The following is a 20,579-nucleotide window of genomic DNA, read 5'->3' on the forward strand; positions in this document are numbered from 1 at the left end:
CCCACTCCTTCCCCTCCGTCTCCCCTCCCCTGTTTCACGGAAAGAGGGGCCATCCGCGCGCTGGTGGCCCCTCTTTCCGTGAAACAGCGGGGGTTACAGGCGCGGGTCGACCGGGTCGGACTCGCAGGCGAGGATCGCGAAGACCAACTCGTGGCGACGCCAGAGCGGGGCGTCGTCGGCGAGCGCGTCCAGCGCGGCCAGACCCAGGCTGTGCTCACGCAGGGCCAGCCCGCGCTTGCGACCCAACGAGCGTTTGCGCAGCGCGGCGAGCTGTGCCGGCTCGGTGTAGCCGGGACCGTAAATGATCCGCAGGTACTCCCGGCCGCGGCACTTGATCCCCGGCTGGAGCAGCGAACCCTTCGGCGAGCGTGCGGCCGGGCCCGCATACGGCTTGACCACCATGCCCTCGCCGCCGGAGGAGGTCAGCGCCAGCCACCACTCGGTGGCGTCGACCACCGCCGCCTCGTCGGCCAGCTCCACCACCAGCCGTCGAGTCGGCGTGAAGAACTCCGGGTCGGCGGTGCGGAGCCGGTCCGCCAGCGCCAGGTGCCAGCCGTGGTCCCGGTCCGCAAAGCTCACCCCGGCGCCGGCCAGCACCGCGAACGGCGCCAACGTCACCCCGCGCAGCCCGTCCGTCGGCCCGACGTACGCCCGGTACGCCGTCGAGTAGGCGGTCACCTCGGCCGCCCGCCGCGCCATCCGGGCCCGCAACCCGTCCACCGGCAGCCCGCGCCCGGCTGCGGCGTCCAGCGTGGCCAGCACCGCGGGCAGCGCCGCCCGACCGGCCGCGCCGACCCCGGCGTACTGCTCGCGGATCAACCCGCCGGCCTTCGCCGACCAGGGCAGCAGCTCCGTGTCGAGCAGCAGCCAGTCGGTGTCCAGCTCGGCCCAGAGGCCGGCGGTGGTGACCGCCGCGCGGACCCGGGCCAGCAACTCCTCGTCCAGCGGGGGCCCGAAGAACGGTCGACCGGTGCGGGTGTGCACCACCCCGCCGCCGAACCGGCCCGGTTCCCGCTCCACCAGCACCACGGCCCGCGAACCCATGTGCTTCTCCTCGCAGACGACCCGGTCGACGCCGGCCGCGCGGTAGTCGGCGAACGCCTCCGCCGGGTGCTCCAGGAACCCCTCGACGGTCGACGTCGAGCACGGCGCCATCGTCGGCGGCAGCCACACCAACCGGCCCGGGTCGACCGCGTACCGGCTCATCACCTCGAGCGCGGCGGCGGCGTTCTCGGCCGGCACGGTAAGCGACCCGTACGCGTGGGTCAGATGCCGCCGCCCGGTCACGTCGGCCAGGTCCAGCACGGTGTCCGGCCGCGCCGGGGCAGGCGGGACCAGCGGGCGGGCGGGGGCGTACCACTCCCGCTCCGCCGGCACCGCCACCAACTCCTTCTCCGGGTAGCGCAGCGCGGTCAACCGGCCCCCGAACACGCAACCGGTGTCCAGGCAGATGGTGTTGTTGACCCACTCGGGCTCCGCGATCGGCGTGTGGCCGTACACGACCATGGCCGAACCCCGGTAGTCGCGCGCCCACGGGTAACGCACCGGCAGGCCGTACTCGTCGGTCTCGCCCGTCGTCTCGCCGTAGAGCGCGAAGGACCGCACCCGGCCGGACGCCCGCCCGTGGTAGGCCTCCTTCAGCCCGGCGTGCGCCACCACCAGCCGGCCGCCGTCCAGCACGTAATGGCTGACCAGGCCGTCGATGAACGTCTCCGCCTCGGCGACGAACTCCGCCGGCTCCGCGGCGAGCTGGGCCATCGTCTCGGCCAGGCCGTGGGTGAGCCGCACGTCCCGGCCGCGCAGCTTGCGCAGCAGCTTCTGCTCGTGGTTGCCGGGCACGCAGATCGCGTGCCCGGCCGCCACCATGCCCATCACCAGGCGGAGCACGCCGGGTGAGTCCGGGCCGCGGTCCACCAGGTCACCGACGAAGACCGCGGTACGCCCGGCGGGGTGCGTCGCGTCCACCGGGCGCCCGGCGTCGTCGCGGCACAGCGCGTAACCGAGCCGGGACAGCAGCGCCTCCAGCTCGGCGCGGCAGCCGTGCACGTCGCCGACCACGTCGAACGGCCCGGTCAGCTCGCGCCGGTCGTTGAACAGCTTCTCGTAGCTGACCTCGGCGGCGTCGATCTCGTCCACCCCGCGCAGCACGTGCACCTTGCGGAAGCCCTCCCGGGCCAGCCGCCCGTACGACTGCCGCAGGTCGCGCCGCATCCGGGCGAGCACCGGCCGGCCGTGCGTGCGGTCGGCGCGACCCTCGGTCCGCTCCCAGGCCACCGTCTCCGGCACGTCCAGCACGATCGCCACCGGCAGCACGTCGTGCTCCCGGGCCACCCGGATCAACCCGGCCCGGGCGTGCGGCTGGAGGTTCGTCGCGTCCACCACGGTCAGCCGGCCCCGCCGCAGTCGGATGCCGGCCACGTGGTGCAGCGCGTCGAACGCGTCGGCGGACGCGGACTGGTCGTTCTCGTCGTCGGCGACAAGCGCGCGGAACATGTCCGACGACAGCACCTGGCTGGGCGCGAAGTGCCGGCGGGCGAACGTGGACTTGCCGGCGCCGGAGACGCCGACCAGCGCCACCAGCGCCAGCTCGGGAATGTCCAGGACGGTCATCGGTCCGTCTCCTCCTTCCGGTCGGCGCGGGTGAAGACCGCCAGCTGGGTCGGGGTGCCCACCTCCGGGTCGACGTCGCCGACGCCGCTGATCGCGACGGTGTAGCAGTGCGCCGCCGCCACCCGCTCCACCCAGGCGGTGAACTCCGCCCGGGTCCACTCGAACCGGTGGTCGGCATGCCGGAACCGGCCCGGCCCGAGCCCCTCGTAACGGACGTTGTACTCCAGGTTCGGGGTGGTCACCACCACCGTGCCGGGCCGGGCGTGGCCGAACACCGCGTCCTCAAGCGCCGGCAGCCGCGGCGGGTCGAGATGCTCGACCACCTCCATCAGCACCGCCGCGTCGTAGCCGCGCAGCCGGTCGTCCCGGTAGGTCAACGCGGACTGCCGTAGGTGGATCCGGTCCCGCTGCCGCTCCGGCAGCCGGTCCAGCCGCAGCCGGCGGGCGGCCAGGCCGAGCGCCCCGCCGGCGACGTCGACGCCCACCACCTCGGTGAACCGCCGGTCGGCCACCAGCGCGGCCAGCAGCGCGCCACCACCGCAGCCCAGGTCCAGCACCCGCCTCGCGCCGCTGTCCCGCAGCGCGGTGAGCACCGCCTCCCGCCGGAGCGCGGCGAGCGGGGCGCGGGGCGCCTCCACGGGCGGTTCCGGTTCGACGCTGTCGTCACCGGTCGGCTCGTCCGCCAGGCGCAGCTCCGTCAGGCGGGCCAGCGCCGCGCCGGCCAGGGCCCGGCGGTGCGCCAGGTAGCGGCGGATGATCAGGCCCCGCTCCGGGTGGCCGGCCAGCCAGCCGGAGCCGGCCCGCAGCAGCTTGTCCACCTCGTCCGGGGCGACCCAGTAGTGCTTGGCGTCGTCCAGCACCGGCAGCAGCACGTACAGGTGGTTGAGGGCGTCGGCGAGCCGCAGCGAACCGGCCAGCGTCAGGTCGACGTAGCGGCTGTCACCCCACTCCGGGTGTGCCTCGTCGAGCGGGATCGGGGTGGCCGTCACGGTCCAGCCGAGCGGGGCGAACACCCGTACCGCCAGGTCGGCGCCGCCGCGGCAGCGCAGCACCGGCACCCGCACGGTCAGCGGGATCGCGGCGGCGGCCAGCTCGGGCCGGTCCCGGGACTCGCCGCGCAGCGCCGAGCGGAACACCTTCGCCAGCGCCGAGGAGAGCAGGCTGGAGGCCGCGTACGGGCGGTCGTTGACGTACTGCCCGAGGGTGAAGCCCTCCGGCGCGGTCGGCTGCCGACGACCCCGGCCGCCGCCCAGCTTCAGCGGGTCCACCTCGACCAGCAGCGCCGCCGTGCACCGCGCCTCGTCCGCCTCGGGATAGAACACGTGCGCGGCACCGGTGGGCAGGTCGAAGCGCTGCACGCGGTCCGGGTGCTTGACGAGGAGGTGACCGAGGTCGGTCGCGGGGCGGTGGGTCGTGGTGAGGGTCAGCAACACGGGGTTGATGCTCCTTGCTCTTCGCCTTCGTGTCGTGGGGGTTTCCGGGGGTCACGGTGAGGGTTTCCGGGGGAGCCCGACCCGCTCCGGGCGGTTCGGCTTGATCCCTGCGCGGGTCGGGCTCCCCGGATATGACGGTGCCCCGCCGACCGGGATGGTCGGCGGGGCACCGGGGGTGCTCGGTCAGGCGACGAAGCGGGTCTTGCGGCGGCGGGCCACCACGTAGCCGCCGAAGCCGGCGGCGAGCAGCAGCGCGCCGATGCCGGCGATCAGGCCGGCGGAGGAACCGGTGATCGGCAGCGTGCCACCGTCCCCGCCACCCTGGCCACCGTCGCCCGGCGTGCCCGGGTTGCCGTTGCCGACCGGGTTGACGACGATCGCGGCGGCGTTGTTCTTGCTGTTCGGGTCGCCGCCCAGCCGGGTGACGAAGACGCCGGCGGCGTCCGGGGTCACGGTGTCGACGCGCAGGCGGAACTCGTAGGGATTCTTCATGCCCTTGGGGCTCTCGGTGACCTGGCAGGCGTACTCCTTGGCACCCGGCTCACCCCAGTTCGCGGTCCACGGGTCCCACTCCTTCGACGGCTGGAACGGCACGCAGTCGTAGGGCGCCTCGGTGACGGTGGTGCCGGCCGGGACGGTGACGCGGACCGGCAGGTCCTCCAGGCGGATGCCCGGGGTGCCCTGGCCCAGGTACTCGAGCGTGGCCGGCCCGAGGTTGGTGAAGCTCGGGGCGACCGTGACGACGTCGCCCTTCTTGCCGGTCGCGGTGGCGCCCTCGGCCGCGAGGTCCGCCGGGTTGTTCCCGGTGACCCGGACGGTGCCCACGGTGAAGTTGTTCATCTGGTCCAGGTCGGTCTGCGGCACCCGCGCCGTCTTCACCGACTGCTCGACCAGGCGGAGTTCGGCACCCTTGCCGGGCTTGACCTCGTCCTGCCAGTCCTCGAACGCCTGGTCGAAGTCGTCAGTAGTCCACCAGTCCAGGTAGACCGGGAACTTGGCGCCGGTACGCGTCTCCGGGCGGAGCTTGATCGGGAGGTTCTCCGAGAGCTTGTACGACCGGCCGGGCTCGATCTTCGTGTCGAAGGCGCAGAAGGCGAAGAACCCGTCCTCCTGCCTCCGGCAGTTCGAGAAGTCCCCGTCGAAGGAGGCGAGCCAGTCGGCCTGAACGACCAGAACCGCCCCGTCGACGGTGGTGTCGCCGGCGTTGCGGACGACGCCCGGCAGGTTCGCAATACCGCCCGGGGCTCCGCTCGCCTCGACGGTCGGGTCGCTGGCCAGGTCGACGCCCTCGGCGATGGTGACACCGGCCGTGCCGGTGGCGGTCTTGCCGCTGGAGGTGACGCTGATCTTCAGCGCGCCCTGCTGGCCCGGCTTTGCGGTGTCCTTGCCGTTGACGACGTAGTCGAACCAGGGCTCGTCACCGTCGAGGAGGTCTGCCTCGCAGTGCAGCTTTGTCGACGAGACGTCGCAGCTCCAGCCCCACGCCGGTTCCACGGTGGCGAAGTCCGCGACGGCGGAGAAGTCGACGTCGACAGTGGTGCGGCCGAACGTCGGCTCCGCTTCGTCGTCGGTCGAGTGCGCGAAGAACGAGCCGTAGTCGAGGTAGCCGGGGGCGACGAGCAAATCGTGCGTGACGATCTCGAACGGTGCGTCGGCCGCGGCGGCCGGGGTGGCGGAGGCGGCGACGAACGCGCCTGCGACGCCCAACCCGGCGAACCAACGCCGGGTGGAGTTGCTGAGCATGCTGGGGTTCCTCCCGTGGGGGTGATCAGGTGGAGCCCGTGGATCTTAAGGATTCCTAAAGTCGCCCCGCTCACCCGCGCGTGGAACATTGACCGAACGGTTGATCGATATCGCCGGCCGGGTCAGCGGTAGTCGTCCTCGTCGGCGGTGACCACCCGGGCCTGCTCCATGGCGTCCCAGTCACCGACCTCCAGGCCGCGGTGCGGCTCCCCGTCGGCGTCGTCGGGAGCGACGGTGGCGGCCTGTTCCACCGCGTCGGCCGGCTCCGCCTCCGGGTCCCGCTCCTCCGGAGCGAGGTGGTCGCTCGGGGTGAAGTCCTCGTCGGGCTGACCCATCGTCCCTCCCTGCGTGCGAAGCGCGGACCGCGTCACCACCACCGTACGGGCTGACCCGGGCCACCGCTGGGTGCCGGGCGAACACCGGAGTCGGCGAATGTCCCCTTCCGGCGCGTCGCCGGTGCCAGGATGGTGACGTGGGCTTCCTGATCCGGTTGGCGATCACCGCGGTCGCGCTGTGGGTCGCGACACTGATCGTGCCCGGGGTGGAGGTGTCCGGCCGCAACGGTGGCAACACCGTGTTCACCCTGATCGTGGTGGCGCTCGTCTTCGGTGTGGTCAACGCGGTGCTCAAGCCGCTCATCAAGGTGTTCGGCTGCGTGTTCTACCTGCTCACGCTCGGTCTGTTCGCGCTCGTGGTGAACGCGCTGCTGTTCCTGCTGACCGACTGGATCGCCGGCGTGCTGCGCCTGCCGTTCCACGTGGACGGCTTCTGGGCCGCGTTCTGGGGCGCCATTGTGGTCTCGGTGGTGAGCTGGTTGATCAGCGTCGCCGTGCCGGACCGCCGGGAGCGGCGGTGAGCGGTGTCCGGGTCGGTTGTGCCCCGCGTTCACTCCTACGGGATACTGCCCGCGGTGGACAGCGCGGTCCGGCGCACCCGAGGAAAGACGGCGGCCTGTACGGCCGAGAGCGGTAAGTAAGGAGCGTTCGACATGCCCATCGCTTCCCCCGAGGCTTACGCGGAGATGCTGGACCGGGCCAAGGCCGGCCGGTACGCGTACCCCGCGATCAACGTGACCTCCTCGCAGACGCTGAACGCGGCGCTCAAGGGCTTCGCCGACGCGGAGAGCGACGGCATCATCCAGGTCTCCACCGGCGGCGCGGAATATCTGTCCGGGCCGTCGGTCAAGGACATGGTGACCGGCGCGACGGCGTTCGCCGCGTACGCGCACGAGGTGGCCAAGAACTACCCGGTGACCGTCGCCCTGCACACCGACCACTGCCCGAAGGACAAGCTGGACAAGTTCGTCCGGCCGCTGATGGCCATCTCCCAGGAGCGGGTCAAGAACGGCCAGGAGCCGCTGTTCCAGTCGCACATGTGGGACGGCTCGGCCGTGCCGGTGGCGGAGAACCTGGAGATCGCCGAGCAGCTCCTCGCCGAGGCCGCCAAGGGCAAGATCGTCCTGGAGATCGAGGTCGGCGTCGTCGGTGGCGAGGAGGACGGCGTCGAGAACGCCATCAACGACAAGCTCTACACCACCGTCGACGACGGCCTGGCCATGGTCGAGGCGCTCGGCCTCGGCGAGAAGGGCCGCTACATGGCGGCGCTCACCTTCGGCAACGTGCACGGCGTCTACAAGCCGGGCAACGTCAAGCTCCGCCCCTCGGTGCTGCACGACATCCAGGTGGCGGTCGGCGCCAAGTACGGCAAGGACAAGCCGCTCAGCCTGGTCTTCCACGGCGGCTCCGGCTCGCTGCTGGAGGAGATCCGGGAGGCGCTGGACTACGGCGTGGTGAAGATGAACATCGACACCGACACGCAGTACACGTTCTCCCGCCCGGTCGCGGACCACATGTTCCGTAACTACGACGGCGTGCTGAAGGTCGACGGCGAGGTCGGCAACAAGAAGCTGTACGACCCGCGGGTCTGGGGCAAGGCGGCCGAGGCCGGCATGGCCGCCCGGGTGGTCGAGGCGTGCGAGCACCTGCGCTCCACCGGCACCCGGATGAAGTGACCGATGTAAGGAGGGGCCCCCTGTTAACGTGTCTGTTAACAGGGGGCCCCTCCTCTACCGCAGGCGTTAACAGGGGGCCCCTCCTTTCACCTCACCAGGAGGGCGACCGCCTCGCGGACGTCGTCGGTGAGGTGGATCGTCCGGGACAGGTCGCCGAACGGGGACCCGGCGAAGAGCGGCCGCAGCAGCGACTCCACCGGCAGCTCGGTGGTCCAGAACGCCCGGTCCAGGAAGACGTACGCGCCGCTGGCCCCGTCGGTGCCGTAGAACGTCTTGGTCGCCGCCTGGAAGACCTCCTGCACGGTGCCGGCCCGTCCGGGCGCGAACACGATCCCGCCCCGGGCCAGCCGCAGGATGGTGTCCTCCCGGATGGCGTTGGAGAAATACTTCGCGATCCGGCCGGCGAACAGGTTCGCCGGTTCGTGACCGTACAGCCAGGTGGGGATCGCCAGCCCGCCGGCGCGGGCCCAGCCGGTGCCGGGCACCGCCGGCCGGGGCGTGGGCAGCGACGGGCCGTCCGCGTACCGCTTGCGCACCGCCAGCGCCGCCGCCGTGTAGCGGTCGTGGTCGGTGAAGTCCGGCGCGGCGGCCAGCACGTCGATCGCGGCGGCCAGCTCGTCGGCCGGCCAGGCCGCGAGGAACGCGCCCAGGTTCGCCGCCTCCATCACGCCCGGACCCCCGCCGGTCACCACCAGGCGGTCGGCCCGCGCCAGCTCCCAGCCCAACACCGCCGCCATCCGGTACGCGACGCTGCCGCGCGGCACCGCGTGCCCACCCATCACCCCCACCACCGACTGCGGCCCGTGCACGGCCAGCCACGACCGGGTGGCGTCGGCGAGCGCGTTGTCCACGCCGTGGTCGTGCAGCCGCTGGCCGAGCGCCTCGCGTACGTCGGGCAGCGCGCCGCCGTGCGCCCGGAAGTGCGCGTACACCCGGGTGTCGTACATCTCGGTGAAGCCGCCCTCGGCGAAGCCGGCGGCGAGGTCGTCGGCGCGGTAGAGGTGGGACGGCTGGGTCGGGTAGGGCAACTCCGAGAACGGGGGAACCACGTCCGCGCCGCGGCGGACGAGGTCCACGCGCACCTCGCGGTCGGCGAACCGGCAACCCACGAAGAGGGTGCCGGCGACGTCGACGGCGCGCAGGTCGGGGACCGGGTCCAGGTCGAGGCGGAGGCCCTGCACGGTCAGGCCGGCGAGCGTCCCCTCGGCCAGCCACCGGTCGAGCTCGGCGCGGGTCTCGATCTCGTCGACGCTGGTGTCGTGCGGCTCGATGACGTCCGCGGGTGGTGGGGTCGGCACCTGGTCATCCTGCCCCGGGCGGGCAACCCCGCAAACCCGGGCGGTACGGGCAGGAGCCCGGCGGGCACGCCGCCGGGCTCCTGCGTAACCGGTTCCTGGGGAGGCTCCGGATCTGTATTTGTAGTGCAAGAACGACTGCGGCGGCATGGGCCGCGGGTACGCCTGTCCCACCCCGGGCGTGACGAAACCCTCAGCCGTTCAGCTGACGGGCCGGCCGGACCCCCTCGCGCACCCATGGGCGAAGCGGGTTGAATGGGGCGATGCAGAACCTGTTGCCTGAGCCACCGGCCACCCTGCTCCCCGTCTCGGAGGAGGCGGACGCCACGCTCGCCGCCGCGACCGAGCAGGGCACCGATGACGCGTACGCCGAGGTCGCGGCCCGCTTCCCGACCTACAGCGCGGCCTGGGCGGCGCTGGCCGCCCGCGCGCTCACCGCCGGGCAGGTCGTCCCGGCGTACGCGTACGCCCGCACCGGTTACCACCGGGGGCTGGACCAGTTGCGCCGCAGCGGCTGGAAGGGCCACGGCCCGGTGCCCTGGTCGCACGCGCCCAACCAGGGTTTCCTCCGCTGTCTCTACGTGCTCTCCCGGGCCGCCGGCGAGATCGGTGAGGCGGACGAGGCGGCCCGCTGCGCCCAGTTTCTCCGCGACTGCGACCCGGCCGCGGGGGATGCGTTGGCCAGCGCCTGATCGCACCGCCGACGACGGCCGGCCCGCCGCGGGCCGGCCGTCGCGCCCTTCCTACAGCCCTTCCGCCACCGACGCGGCGATCTTCAGCCAGGCGTCGCGGGTGGCGGTGGAGAGCTGGCCGTAGCGCAGCGGCTCGCCGGTGTCGATGAGCCGCTCGTACGGGGCCAGCAGCACCGCCCGGGTGCGGGCGGCGAAGTGGGCCTGGATGGCCGGCAGGTCGATCTCCTTGCGGGACGGCGGCATCGACACCACGGTGACCGCCTGCCGGACCAGCCGTTGCCGGCCGCTCTGCTCCAGGTGGTCGAGCATCCGGGCGGCGGTCTCGGCCGAGTCGTTCCGCGCCGACATGGTCACCACCAGTTGGTCGGTGGCGTCCATGGCGGCCTGCCAGTTCTGCGCCCGGACGTTGTTACCGGTGTCCACGAAGATCAGCTTGTAGAAGCGGCTGACCACGTCGCGGATCTCCGCGAACGCGGCGGCGGTCAGCATCTCGCCGCCGGTCGCCGACTCATCCGAGGCGAGCACGTCGAACATCCCCTCGCCCTGCGAGCGGACGTACTGCGACAGGTCGCCGACCCGGCCGTGCGCACCCTGGAACTGGTTCAGGTCGCGCAGCATGTCCCGCACCGTTCGGGCGTGGAAGTCCTGCTGTGCCCGCATCCCGAGGGTGCCCTGGGTCTCGTTGTTGTCCCAGGCCAGCACGTACCCGCCGCGTTTCTGCCCGAATGTCATGGCAAGCAGCAGGATGGCCACCGTCTTGCCGGCTCCACCCTTGGGGTTGACCACGGTCACCTGGCGCAGCCCGCCGAAGTTGCGGCGGACCATCTCGATGTCGCGCTTCATCTCCTGTTCGTGGCGACCGGGCGCGAGCCGGACCAGCCCCATCCGGTTGACCACCGCGCGGACACCCATGGTGGCCACCGGGTCGACCGGCCTGACCTGACGCCGCCGGGCGAAGTCCTCGGCGGTCGGGGGCACCGCCTGCTGCGGCATCCAGCCCGGCTCCGGGTACACCCCCGGCGGCAGGGCGGGCGGCGGAGGCGGCGTCGCGGCGGGCGCCCGCGGGAACTGCCCCGGCCCGTTCTGGTGGCTCGGTTGGTGGTGCTGCGTCGGCCCGACCGGTTGGGCTGTCCCGGACTGCTGGGGCCAGCCGGGCGGATACCAGCCCGGCTGCCCGGCCTGCCCCGGTTGCGGCGGGTAGGCGACCGGGGGGTGGGCCGCGCCGGTGCCGTACGGCGGCTGCTGCGGGATCGGCACGCCCGGCGACGGCGGGAACGGGCCGGGCCGGGGTGGTGTCCCGTCGGCGGGCAGGCCCGGCTCCGCGGCCGGATGCGGACCGTCGCCCCGTGCCGGACCGTCCACCGCTCCCGTCCCCACCGCTCCCGTCCCCACCGCTTCCGTCCCCACTGGTCCCTGACCGACTGGTCCCTGACCGACTGGTCCCTGACCGACTGGTCCGGGGCCGACTGCCGGTCCGGCGCTCACCTCGTCGGCGCGGCTGCCGGTCGGCTGGCTCGGGAGGTGGGGGTGGGTCGGGGTTCCGACGGCGGCGGCCGGGACCGGACCGGTCGAGCCGGCGGCGTCGGTCGTGGCGCGCTGCGGCGGCTGGGCCCACGGCGACGCGGGCCGCCCGCTGGCCGGGTGTTCACCGCCGTCGGTTGCCGGCACCGGGTCGCCGGGGCCGTCCTCGCCGGTTGCGCCGGCGCGGAACGGCTGGTCGCCGGTGGCCGCCCCGGGCACCTGACCATGTGCCGTCGGCGCTGGGCCGGGCGCGAACGTCCCCGACATGCCACCGGAGACCGCCGGGGTCGCAACGGGCGTCGGCCGGTCGAGCGTGAACGGGAGATCGAGACCGACCTCGGGCTGCGGCGAATCGCCGGTGCCCGGGCGGTGGCCCGCGCCCGTCGTCGGGCCGGCGTGCGGCGACGGCACGGGGGCGTCGGCCGGCGGGAGAGGCCAGGGTGGCACGGCCGGCCGGGCCGGAGCCGCCCATGGCGGGGCGGCGACCACCCCGCCGATCTCCTCGGGCGGCCAGAGCGGTTCGACGTCCCGCTCCGGCACCTGCGGTCGGCCCGGCACGGGGGTTCGGTCGTCGTTCTCGTGCACCACGCGGTTCCCTCCCCATCCCTCCCGCCGAGGATAGGCGGTCCGGCCGGCCGGCCGAGCCGGGCGCGGATCGATCGAGGTCAGCCCGCCCAGACCGCCCAGGCCCCCGGCTCGGTCCACCACGACCGCTTCCGGCTCAACTCGCCCTCGACGCCGTCGTCGAGGAACGGCACCTTCTGGTCGCGGGGCACGACCGCCACGGCCCGGCCCCGGGCCCGGCGTACTTCGAGCCGGACCCTCTTCCGGCCCAACGCGGAACGGGTGACCACGGGCACGGCCACGCCCACCGCCAGTCGGCCGTCGGTCGGGTCCGGGTCGGCCAGCAGGGCCACCTCGCCGAGGCGCGCGTACCCGCCGGCGTTGCCGATCGCGCAGGCGGTGATCGGCTCGCTGCCGTCGCTGAGCACCGCGCCGTCGACCTCGACCCGGGCCCGCCAGTGCAGCGGCCGGCCGGCGTCGTCGGCCGCGCCGAGCAGCGCGCCGTCGAGTGTCACCGAGCCGCCGTCGTTACGCAGCAGGTCCAGCCGGCGCGGCACACCGTCCAGCACCGCCGCGGCCACCGCCGCCGGGTCGCGGGGCAGCCCGAGCTGCGCGGCCAGGTCCCGCGCCGGCGGAGTCCGGGCCGGGTCCAGCGGGAGTACGCCGACCGGGGGCAGGTCGGGCAGCGTCCGGTTCTCGGCCAGGTCGGCCGGGCGGCGGCTGGGCGGCGGAGCGTACCGGCGGACCAGCCGGCGCAGCACGGCGCGCAACTGACCGTCACTCGCCGTGGCGACGACCAGCCGGGTCTTGCCGTCGGAATCCGGCCAGGTGAGGCCGTCGGCGCGGGGTGGGCCGTCGAGCCGGGCCAGCACCTCGTCGATCTCCGCGTCCGACCGGGCGGTCACCGTGCTCACTCGGGCGCCCCGGGCGGTCAGCGCGTCCGCGCAGGCCAGCACCGGTACGCGGGGCGTCTCGCAGGGTTCGGTGTCGTCCGCGCCGCCCGCCGCGCCGCAGCAGGCCCCGCCGCTGCCACAACCCCCACCCGGAGCGTCCCGCCCCGAGCCGAGGGCGAGCAGCACCACGTCGTACACGAAGCAGCCTCCATCTTCTCGACGAACCCCTGCCGGTCCCGCCGTCACTACTTGTTAGCCTGACACCCCGGGCTCGCCGACCGGTCGCCACCTGGCACCCGAGCCTTCTGGAGGCGGAGAAGATGCCAGCGATCGTGCTCCTCGGCGCCCAATGGGGCGACGAGGGCAAGGGCAAGGTTACCGACCTGCTGGGTGAGCGGGTCGACTACGTCGTGCGCTACTCCGGCGGCAACAACGCCGGCCACACGGTGATCACGCCGGACGGCCAGAAGTACGCGCTGCATCTGATGCCGTCCGGCGCGCTGTCACCGAGCGCGATGATCGTCATCGGCAACGGCGTGGTGGTGGACCCGAAGGTGCTGCTGGAGGAGATCGACGGGCTCGCCGAGCGGGGCGTGGACGTCTCCCGGCTGCGCATCTCCGGCGACGCGCACCTGATCATGCCGCACCACCGGGCGCTGGACCGGGTGGTCGAGCGCTACCTGGGCAGCTCCCGGATCGGCACCACCGGCCGGGGCATCGGCCCGGCCTACGGCGACAAGGTCGCCCGGATGGGCATCCGCCTGCAGGACCTGCTCGACCCGGGCATCCTGCGCAAGAAGCTGGAACTGGCGCTGCGCGAGAAGAACCAACTGCTGTTCAAGATCTACAACCGTAAGGCGATCGCAGTCGACGAGACCGTCGAGGAATACCTGCGTTACGCCGAGCGGCTGCGGCCGTACATCGCCGAGACCCGGGTGATGCTCTGGGACGCGCTGGACCGCGGCGAGACCGTGCTGCTGGAGGGCGCCCAGGCCACCATGCTCGACATGGACCACGGCACCTATCCGTTCGTCACCTCGTCGAACCCGACCGCCGGTGGCGCGTGCGTGGGCGCGGGCATCCCGCCGACCGCGATCACCAGGGTCATCGCGGTGAGCAAGGCGTACACCACCCGGGTCGGCTCCGGCCCGTTCCCCACCGAACTGTTCGACGACAACGGGCAGCACCTGCGCAAGGTCGGCCACGAGTACGGCACCACCACCGGCCGGGAGCGTCGCTGTGGCTGGTTCGACGCCGTGGTGGCCCGGTACGCCTGCCGCCTGAACGGGGTGACCGACCTGGTCGTCACCAAACTGGACGTGCTGACCGGCCTGCCCAAGGTGCCGATCTGCGTCGGCTACGAGATCAACGGCGAGCGGTTCGACGACATGCCGATGACGCAGACCGACTTCCACCACGCCACGCCGGTCTACGAGGAACTCGACGGCTGGTGGGAGGACATCACCAAGGCGAGGACCGAGGACGAGCTCCCGGAGAACGCGAGACGCTACATCGCCCGGATCGAGGAGCTGACCGGCACCCGGGTGAGCGTCGTCGGCGTAGGCCCGGGCCGAGAAGAAAACGTCCTCCGCCACCCCCTCCTTCCCTGACAGCCCCTCGCCCACCCCACGCGCGTCGTCGATCATGAAGTTGACGGCAGAATCGATCTCACATCCTGCCGCCAACTTCATGATCAACCGCGCGGGGGTGGGGGTCAGTAGGATGCGGGTCGTGCGGGTTCTTCTTGTGGGTGGTGGCGGGCGGGAGCATGCTCTCGCGCTCGGGTTGAGTGCGGATCCGTCGGTGGAGGCGCTGTTCGGGGCCCCGGGTAATCCGGGGATCGCCGAGGTCGCCACGCTGCGGGAGGTGACGCCGACCGACCCGGCGGCCGTCGCGGCGCTCGCCGTCGAGGTCGCGGCCGACCTGGTGATCGTCGGCCCCGAGGCGCCGCTGGTGGCGGGCGTCGCCGACGCGGTACGCGCCAAGGGCATCGCGGTGTTCGGCCCGGGCGCGGAGGCGGCCCGGCTGGAGGGTTCGAAGACGTTCGCGAAGGACGTGATGACGGCGGCCGGCGTGCCGACCGCGCGCGCGTACACCTGCACCGACGCCGCGGAGGTGACGCGGGCGCTGGACGAGTTCGGCGCGCCGTACGTGGTGAAGGACGACGGGCTCGCCGCCGGCAAGGGCGTGGTGGTCACCGAGGACCGGGCGGTCGCCGAGCGGCACGCGGCCGAGTGCGGTCGGGTGGTGGTCGAGGAACACCTGTCCGGTCCCGAGGTCTCGCTGTTCGTGGTCACCGACGGCGAGGCGGCCCTGCCGTTGCTGCCCGCGCAGGACTTCAAGCGGGTCGGCGACGGCGATGCCGGCCCGAACACCGGCGGCATGGGCGCCTACTCTCCGCTGCCGTGGGCCCCGCCGGGCCTGGTCGACGACGTGATGCGCGACGTGGTGCACCCGACGCTGGCCGAGCTGCGCCACCGGGGCGCCCCGTTCACCGGCCTGCTCTACGTGGGCCTGGCGCTCACCCCCACCGGCCCGCGCGTGATCGAGTTCAACGCGCGCTTCGGCGACCCGGAGACGCAGGTCGTGCTGGCGCTGCTGGAGACGCCGCTGGCCGGGCTGCTGCACGCCGCGGCCACCGGCTCGCTGGGCGCGCACCCGCCGCTGCGGTGGCGCGACGGTGCTGCGGTCACCGTCGTGGTCGCGGCCGAGGGCTACCCGCAGGGTCCGCGTACCGGTGACGTGATCACCGGCGCGGACCGCGCCGGGATCATCCACGCCGGGACCCGCCGGGACGCCGACGGCACGTTGCGCTCCGCGGGCGGCCGGGTCGTCTGCGGTACGGCGACCGGCCCGGACCTGGCCGCCGCGCGCGACGCCGCCTACGAGTTGGTACGCGGCGTCGAGCTGGCCGGCGCGCACCACCGCACCGACATCGCGGCGGCGGCGGTCGACGGCCGGATCACCATCCCGGGCTGACCGGCCGGCACCGGTCAGCCGAAGTAGCGGCGCAGCTCCCGCCCCAGCACCTTGCCGGTGGCGTTGCGCGGCAGGTATTTGACGAAGATCACGTCCCGGGGCACCGAGAAGCGGGCCAGGTAGCGCCGCACGTATTCGCGGACCGCCTCCGGGTCGAGCGTCTCCCCGCTGTGCAACGCCAGGAACGCGGCCAGCCGTTGCCCGTACTCCGGATCGGGTACGCCGATCACGGCCACCTCGCGGACCTGCGGCAACCGGGCGATCAGATCCTCCACCTCGGAGGGAAAGACGTTCTCCCCGCCCGAGACGATCATGTCGTCGGCCCGGCCGTCGACGAAGAGCAGGCCGTCCGGGTTCAGCCGGCCGAGGTCGCCGGTGTCGAGCAGGCCGTCACGGCTCTCCCGGCCGGCACCCGAGGTGTAGCCCTCGAAGAGCATCTCGTTGCCGACGAAGATCCGCCCGACCTGGCCGGCCCGGACCGGCCGGCCGGCGTCGTCCACGATCTTTAGCCGGGTGCCGTGCGGCGGCCGGCCGGCCGTGGTGGGCGCGGCGCGCAGCTCGGCCGGCCCGGCGATGGACGCCCAGGAGACCTCGGTCGAACCGTAGAGGTTGTAGAGGACGTCGCCGTAGCGGTCCATGAAGGCGGTGGCCAGGTTGCCGGGCAGCGCGGAGCCGCTGACCGCGACCACCTTGAGCGGCGGCCGGTGCGGCGGCGGCGCGACCTCCATCAGCCGTTGCAGCATCACCGGTACGGCGAAGAGCGCGTCGCACGGCTGACCGGCCAGCGCGGCGAGGGTGGCGGCCGGGTCGAAGCGGCGGTGCAGCACGACCGTGGCGCGCAGCGCGAACGAGACCTGGAGGGCGGCGTATCCCCAGGTGTGGAAGATCGGGGCGGCGATCAGCACGACGTCGTGCACGTGCAGCGGGATCCGGTCGATGATGGACACCAGCGGGCCGAAGCCGTGCGGGGTGGGGCGGCGGGCGCCCTTGGGGGTGCCGGTGGTGCCGGAGGTCAGCACGATGGTCCGGCCGTCGCGTTCCGGTGGCTGGAGCCGGTCGCCGGGCACCGCGCCGGCGATCAGCTCCTCCTGCCGCCGCTCGTCGACCCGGTGCAGTTGGGCCGGGAGCCCGAGCACCCGGTCGGCGAACTCGGCGTCGTGCACCAGCGCGCGCAGGCCCTGCTCGTCGGCGACGGTGACCAGTTGGGCTGCGGAGAGACCGGTGTTGACCAGGACGGCGTCCGCGCCGAGCAGCATCGACGCGACGATCGCCTCGATCAGCCCGTGGTGGTTGCGGCAGAGCAGTCCCACCCGGTCGCCGGCCTGCACGCCGAGCCCGGCGCGCAGGGAGCGGGCCAGCCGTTCCGACCGGTCCAGCAGTTCCTGGTAGGTGAGCGTGGCGCCGTGTTCGTCCACCACGGCGACGCGGCGGGGGTCGCGGGCGGCGGCTTGGCGCAGCTCGCCGGCGAGGCTCCAGCCCCATCGACGCAGCGCGTTCAGTTGCGACGCGACCCGGATCGGGCGGCCCGGGGTGAGCAGTCCGCGTCGGGTCAGCGTGGCGGCGATGAACGGCAGGTCCACGGCGCAACCTCCTTCGCGTTCGAGGTCTCCCGATCATGCATCCGGGCGGTCCGTGCGCCCAGCCGGCGTGATCATCAGCCCAGCCTGCGGACGCCGCCGTCGTGGCCACGGCGGTCGCGGACCGGCGGCCCGACCCGCGACGGGGTACGCCCGGCACGGCGTGCCGTCGCGGGTCGGGGTCCGCCGGCGATCAGCGGATCTGCATCCCGGAGATGGCCCGGGAGATGACCAGTCGCTGGATCTCGGAGGTGCCCTCGAAGATGGTGTAGATCTTGGCGTCCCGGTACCACCGTTCGACCGGGTGGTCGCGCAGGAAACCCGCGCCGCCGAGGAGCTGGACCGCCCTGTCGGTCACCGAGACGGCCACCTCGCCGGCCTTGAGCTTGGACATCGAGCCCTCACCGGCGGTGAACGGCCGGTTGTTGCGGCCCATCCAGGAGGCCCGCCAGACCAGCAGCCGGGCCGCGTCGATCTCCATCTTCATGTCGGCGAGCGCGAACGCGACCGCCTGGTTGGCGATGATCGGCCGCCCGAACTGGACCCGCTCCTTGGCGTAGTCCAGCGCGTATTCGTAGGCGGCGCGGGCCACGCCGAGCGCCTGCGCGCCGACGGTCGGGCGGGACAGCTCGAACGTGCGCATCGCCGCCTGGCCGGAGGCGCGCTGGCCGGCGCGGGCCCGGGCCAGCCGCTCGTCGAGGGCGTCCTTGCCGCCGAGCAGGCAGCGGCCCGGCACCCGGACGTCGTCGAGGAAGACGTCGGCGGTGTGCGAGGCGCGCAGCCCGAGCTTGCGCAGCTTGCGGGTGGCGCCGAGGCCGGGCGTGCCCGGCGGTACGACGAACGCGGCCTGCCCGCGCGAACCCAACTCCGGTGCGACGGAGGCGGTGACCACGTGCACCCCGGCGATGCCGCCGTTGGTGGCGTACGCCTTCTGGCCGTTGAGCACCCACTCGCCGGTGGCCTCGTCGTGGACGGCGCGGGTCCGCATCGACCCGACGTCCGAGCCGGCCTCCGGCTCGCTGGTGCAGAACGCGGCGACGGCCGGGGAGCCGACGTCCCCGAAGCACTGCGGGACCCATTCGACGAGCTGGTCGGGGGTGCCCGCGCCGTAGATCCCGGCGACCGCCAGGGCGGTGCCGAAGATGCTCAGGCCGATGCCGGCGTCGCCCCAGAAGAGTTCCTCGCTGGCGATCGGCAGGGAGAGGCCGGTGGGGTCGGCCCAGCAGGTGGCGAGGAACTCGAACCCGTACAGCCCGACCTTCGCCGCCTCCTGGATGACCGGCCAGGGAGTCTCCTCCCGGGCGTCCCACTCGGCCGCGGCCGGGCGCACGACCTCGGCGGCGAAGCCGTGCACCCAGTCGCGAAGATCCCGCTGTTCCTCGTTCAGGTCGAGCGAGAACTCGGCCACGGTCAGGCCTTGGGGATGTCGAACAGGTTGGCGATGTTGGCGGCCAGGCCCAGGTCGCCCTTGGCCTTCAGCTTGCCGGTCATGAACATCATCACCGGGTTGGCGCCGCCGGAGACGATCTTCAGGAACTCGACCGGGCCCATGGTGAGGCTGAGCTTCGGGTCCCGGGTCGGGGTCTCCGAGACGGTGCAGGTGCCGTTCTCGACGACGATCTCGTAGGTGTCGGTGCCGCCGTCCGGCCGGCCGGTGATGTTCCAGTGGATGACCGCGTTGGTGGAGCCGGCGCGGTCGGGGCGGAACAGCGTGGGCATCCGGTTGAAGACCTCGCTGAGGATCTTGCCGCGCGCCTCACCGGACATGATCTCGGCGAGCTTGTCGTCCGGGGTGGACTTGACCAGCTGCGCGAACTCCTTCGGGCCGACGTTCGCGAAGTTGGCCGGGTCGAAGTCAGTCATGGGATGCACCTCTCGACTTGGTTACTCCGGCGTAACCCTACGCACGAGTAGGTATGCTCGCAAGGGTGTCCAGCCCTCCGACCTTCAAGCGCCTGCCCCGGGCCGTACGCGAGCAGCAGATGCTCGACGCGGCGGTGCGGGTCTTCTCCCGGCGCGGCTTCCACGCGGCCAGCATGGACGAGATCGCCGACGACGCCGGCATCTCCAAGCCGATGGTCTACGCCTACCTCGGCACCAAGGAAGAACTCTTCGTCGCCTGCCTGCACCGCGAGGGCACCCGGATGATGGAGGCCATCGCCGGCGCCGCCGCCCCCGAGCTGCCCGCCGACGAGCGGCTCTGGCGCGGGCTGCGCGCGTTCTTCGGATTCGTCGGCGCGCACCGCGACGGTTGGGCGGTGCTCTACCGGCAGGCCCGCGGCTCCCAGCCGTTCGCCGCCGAGCTGGCCACCATGCGCGGCCGGCTGGTCGAGGTGGTCGCCGGGATGCTCGACCACGCACTGCGCGCCTCCGGGCGGGAGGTCGGCGTCACCGACCTGGAGGTGGTCGCGTACGCGCTGGTCGGCGCCACCGAGTCGCTCGCCGACTGGCTTGCCGACCACCCCGAGGCGGACGCCGAGAAGACCGCCACCCGGATGATGAACGTCGCCTGGCTCGGCGCCGACCAGTTGCTGCGCGGCGTCACCTGGCCCCCCGGCGCAGCGTAAGGAGGGGCCCCCGGTTAACGCTTCCGGTAGAGGAAGGGGCCCCGGTTAACGTCGCCACGGATCCGGTCAGCGGCGGGCCGCGGCCCGGGCGTGGGCCCGGCGTCGGGCCCAGCGGGCCGCCTCGAACAGCCCGGTGACGGCCAGCGAGATGACGATGCCGGCGAGCAGGCCGGTGAGCGGGTTGTGCTCGAAGGCCAAGCCGCCGAAGTAGCCGAGCAGGCCGCAGTAGGCCCCCCAGGTGCCGCAGGCCAGCGCGTCGTAGAGCAGGAACGAGCGCACCGGGTAGCGGACCGCCCCCATGGTCAGCGTGACCGCGGTCCGGCCGCCGGGAACGTAGCGGGCGGTGGTCAGGATCATCCCGCCGCGCCGGTCGACCGCCCGGCGGGCCCAGTCGGAACTCGCCCGCCGCCGGCTGTCGGCGGGGAGCCGGGCCAGCCGGTGCGCGCCCCCGCCGCGCCCGATGGCGTACGAGACGTGGTCGCCGATCAGCGCGCCGAGCCCAGCGGTGACGATCACCGTCACCAGGTTCGGTTCGCCGCCGGCCGCGAAGACGCCAGCGGTGATCACCACGGTCTCGCCCGGAACCGCCGGGAAGAACGCGTCGACGGCGGTGACCGCGATAATCACCAGATACACCCACGGCGACGTCACCGTCCGGTGCAGCAGTTCGAGCGCGTCCCCCATGCCCCCATGC

At 73.2% G+C, this 20,579-nt stretch carries 17 protein-coding genes; 6 read left to right on the forward strand and 11 right to left on the reverse strand.

Going from position 1 to position 20,579, the window contains the following annotated elements; genetic code table 11:
• Nucleotides 1–93: 93 nt before the first annotated feature.
• The 4 genes from AB0H28_RS18660 to AB0H28_RS18675 form a co-directional block, all read right to left on the reverse strand.
• Nucleotides 94–2,610 (reverse strand): polynucleotide kinase-phosphatase, encoded by a 2,517-nt coding sequence (locus AB0H28_RS18660; RefSeq protein WP_358041257.1) that lies wholly within the window; start codon nt 2,608–2,610, stop codon nt 94–96.
• Complete coding sequence (locus AB0H28_RS18665) at nt 2,607–4,043, reverse strand: 3' terminal RNA ribose 2'-O-methyltransferase Hen1 (protein WP_358041260.1); 1,437 nt, start codon at nt 4,041–4,043, stop codon at nt 2,607–2,609. Before AB0H28_RS18665 ends, AB0H28_RS18660 begins: the two co-directional genes overlap by 4 nt.
• 183 nt (nt 4,044–4,226) lie before the next feature.
• A complete protein-coding gene (locus AB0H28_RS18670; protein WP_358041262.1) occupies nt 4,227–5,786 on the reverse strand; it encodes an LPXTG cell wall anchor domain-containing protein in 1,560 nt (519 codons plus the stop codon).
• A gap of 122 nt (nt 5,787–5,908) precedes the next feature.
• Complete coding sequence (locus tag AB0H28_RS18675; protein WP_358041265.1) at nt 5,909–6,121, reverse strand: hypothetical protein; 213 nt, start codon at nt 6,119–6,121, stop codon at nt 5,909–5,911.
• 137 nt (nt 6,122–6,258) lie between these two features.
• Here AB0H28_RS18675 and AB0H28_RS18680 point away from each other — a divergent pair, with 137 nt between their 5' ends.
• Nucleotides 6,259–6,642 carry a phage holin family protein gene (locus tag AB0H28_RS18680; protein ID WP_358041268.1) on the forward strand — a complete coding sequence of 128 codons (384 nt, stop codon included), beginning with the start codon at nt 6,259–6,261 and terminating at the stop codon, nt 6,640–6,642.
• A 132-nt stretch (nt 6,643–6,774) separates the two neighbouring features.
• Entirely contained in the window at nt 6,775–7,797 is a 1,023-nt protein-coding gene (gene fbaA, locus AB0H28_RS18685) for a class II fructose-bisphosphate aldolase (protein WP_358041271.1), read from the forward strand.
• A gap of 86 nt (nt 7,798–7,883) precedes the next feature.
• On the opposite strand, the gene AB0H28_RS18690 is transcribed toward fbaA, so the two are convergent.
• The gene (locus AB0H28_RS18690; protein WP_358041274.1) at nt 7,884–9,095 is read right to left on the reverse strand and encodes a hypothetical protein; all 1,212 of its coding nucleotides are present in this window, start codon (nt 9,093–9,095) and stop codon (nt 7,884–7,886) included.
• Between the two features lie 260 nt (nt 9,096–9,355).
• On the opposite strand from AB0H28_RS18690, the gene AB0H28_RS18695 reads away from it, so the two are divergent.
• Nucleotides 9,356–9,784, forward strand: a complete 429-nt coding sequence (locus AB0H28_RS18695; protein ID WP_358041277.1) for a DUF3151 domain-containing protein — start codon at nt 9,356–9,358, stop codon at nt 9,782–9,784.
• Nucleotides 9,785–9,835: 51 nt separating this feature from the next.
• Here AB0H28_RS18695 and AB0H28_RS18700 read toward each other — a convergent pair whose 3' ends face one another.
• Complete coding sequence (locus tag AB0H28_RS18700) at nt 9,836–11,893, reverse strand: chromosome partitioning protein (protein WP_358041280.1); 2,058 nt, start codon at nt 11,891–11,893, stop codon at nt 9,836–9,838.
• 77 nt (nt 11,894–11,970) lie between these two features.
• Nucleotides 11,971–12,960, reverse strand: coding sequence for a hypothetical protein (locus AB0H28_RS18705; protein WP_358041284.1), 990 nt, complete (start codon nt 12,958–12,960; stop codon nt 11,971–11,973).
• Nucleotides 12,961–13,082: 122 nt separating this feature from the next.
• Between AB0H28_RS18705 and AB0H28_RS18710 the strand changes: the two genes are divergently transcribed.
• Together AB0H28_RS18710 and purD are read left to right on the forward strand one after the other, a co-directional pair.
• Nucleotides 13,083–14,372, forward strand: a complete 1,290-nt coding sequence (locus tag AB0H28_RS18710; protein WP_358041287.1) for an adenylosuccinate synthase — start codon at nt 13,083–13,085, stop codon at nt 14,370–14,372.
• Between the two features lie 121 nt (nt 14,373–14,493).
• Entirely contained in the window at nt 14,494–15,741 is a 1,248-nt protein-coding gene (purD, locus tag AB0H28_RS18715) for a phosphoribosylamine--glycine ligase (protein WP_358041289.1), read from the forward strand.
• A gap of 14 nt (nt 15,742–15,755) precedes the next feature.
• Here the strand turns inward: purD and AB0H28_RS18720 are convergent, their stop codons facing one another.
• The 3 genes from AB0H28_RS18720 to AB0H28_RS18730 all read right to left on the reverse strand — a co-directional run bounded on the left by AB0H28_RS18720 (nt 15,756) and on the right by AB0H28_RS18730 (nt 19,181).
• Nucleotides 15,756–17,321, reverse strand: coding sequence for an AMP-binding protein (locus tag AB0H28_RS18720; protein WP_358041292.1), 1,566 nt, complete (start codon nt 17,319–17,321; stop codon nt 15,756–15,758).
• A 190-nt stretch (nt 17,322–17,511) separates the two neighbouring features.
• Nucleotides 17,512–18,726 carry an acyl-CoA dehydrogenase family protein gene (locus tag AB0H28_RS18725; protein WP_358041295.1) on the reverse strand — a complete coding sequence of 405 codons (1,215 nt, stop codon included), beginning with the start codon at nt 18,724–18,726 and terminating at the stop codon, nt 17,512–17,514.
• A gap of 2 nt (nt 18,727–18,728) precedes the next feature.
• Entirely contained in the window at nt 18,729–19,181 is a 453-nt protein-coding gene (locus AB0H28_RS18730) for an SCP2 sterol-binding domain-containing protein (RefSeq protein WP_358041298.1), read from the reverse strand.
• Between the two features lie 65 nt (nt 19,182–19,246).
• On the opposite strand from AB0H28_RS18730, the gene AB0H28_RS18735 reads away from it, so the two are divergent.
• Nucleotides 19,247–19,885: a TetR/AcrR family transcriptional regulator gene (locus AB0H28_RS18735; protein ID WP_358041301.1), complete on the forward strand. Its 639-nt coding sequence runs from the start codon at nt 19,247–19,249 to the stop codon at nt 19,883–19,885.
• Nucleotides 19,886–19,951: 66 nt separating this feature from the next.
• Here AB0H28_RS18735 and AB0H28_RS18740 read toward each other — a convergent pair whose 3' ends face one another.
• Nucleotides 19,952–20,569 carry a DedA family protein gene (locus tag AB0H28_RS18740; protein ID WP_358041304.1) on the reverse strand — a complete coding sequence of 206 codons (618 nt, stop codon included), beginning with the start codon at nt 20,567–20,569 and terminating at the stop codon, nt 19,952–19,954.
• Between the last annotated feature and the right edge of the window lie 10 nt (nt 20,570–20,579).

It is taken from the genome of Micromonospora sp. NPDC050980, assembly GCF_040653835.1.
Classification (GTDB): Bacteria; Actinomycetota; Actinomycetes; order Mycobacteriales; family Micromonosporaceae; genus Micromonospora.

Excerpts from the sequence above, each read along its gene's own strand:
- AB0H28_RS18660 (WP_358041257.1), bottom strand. The coding sequence starts at position 2,610 with ATGACCGTCCTGGACATTCCCGAGCTGGCGCTGGTGGCGCTGGTCGGC.
- AB0H28_RS18670 (WP_358041262.1), bottom strand. The coding sequence starts at position 5,786 with ATGCTCAGCAACTCCACCCGGCGTTGGTTCGCCGGGTTGGGCGTCGCA.
- AB0H28_RS18675 (WP_358041265.1), bottom strand. The coding sequence starts at position 6,121 with ATGGGTCAGCCCGACGAGGACTTCACCCCGAGCGACCACCTCGCTCCG.
- fbaA (WP_358041271.1), top strand. The coding sequence starts at position 6,775 with ATGCCCATCGCTTCCCCCGAGGCTTACGCGGAGATGCTGGACCGGGCC.
- AB0H28_RS18695 (WP_358041277.1), top strand. The coding sequence starts at position 9,356 with ATGCAGAACCTGTTGCCTGAGCCACCGGCCACCCTGCTCCCCGTCTCG.
- AB0H28_RS18710 (WP_358041287.1), top strand. The coding sequence starts at position 13,083 with ATGCCAGCGATCGTGCTCCTCGGCGCCCAATGGGGCGACGAGGGCAAG.
- AB0H28_RS18730 (WP_358041298.1), bottom strand. The coding sequence starts at position 19,181 with ATGACTGACTTCGACCCGGCCAACTTCGCGAACGTCGGCCCGAAGGAG.
- AB0H28_RS18740 (WP_358041304.1), bottom strand. The coding sequence starts at position 20,569 with ATGGGGGACGCGCTCGAACTGCTGCACCGGACGGTGACGTCGCCGTGG.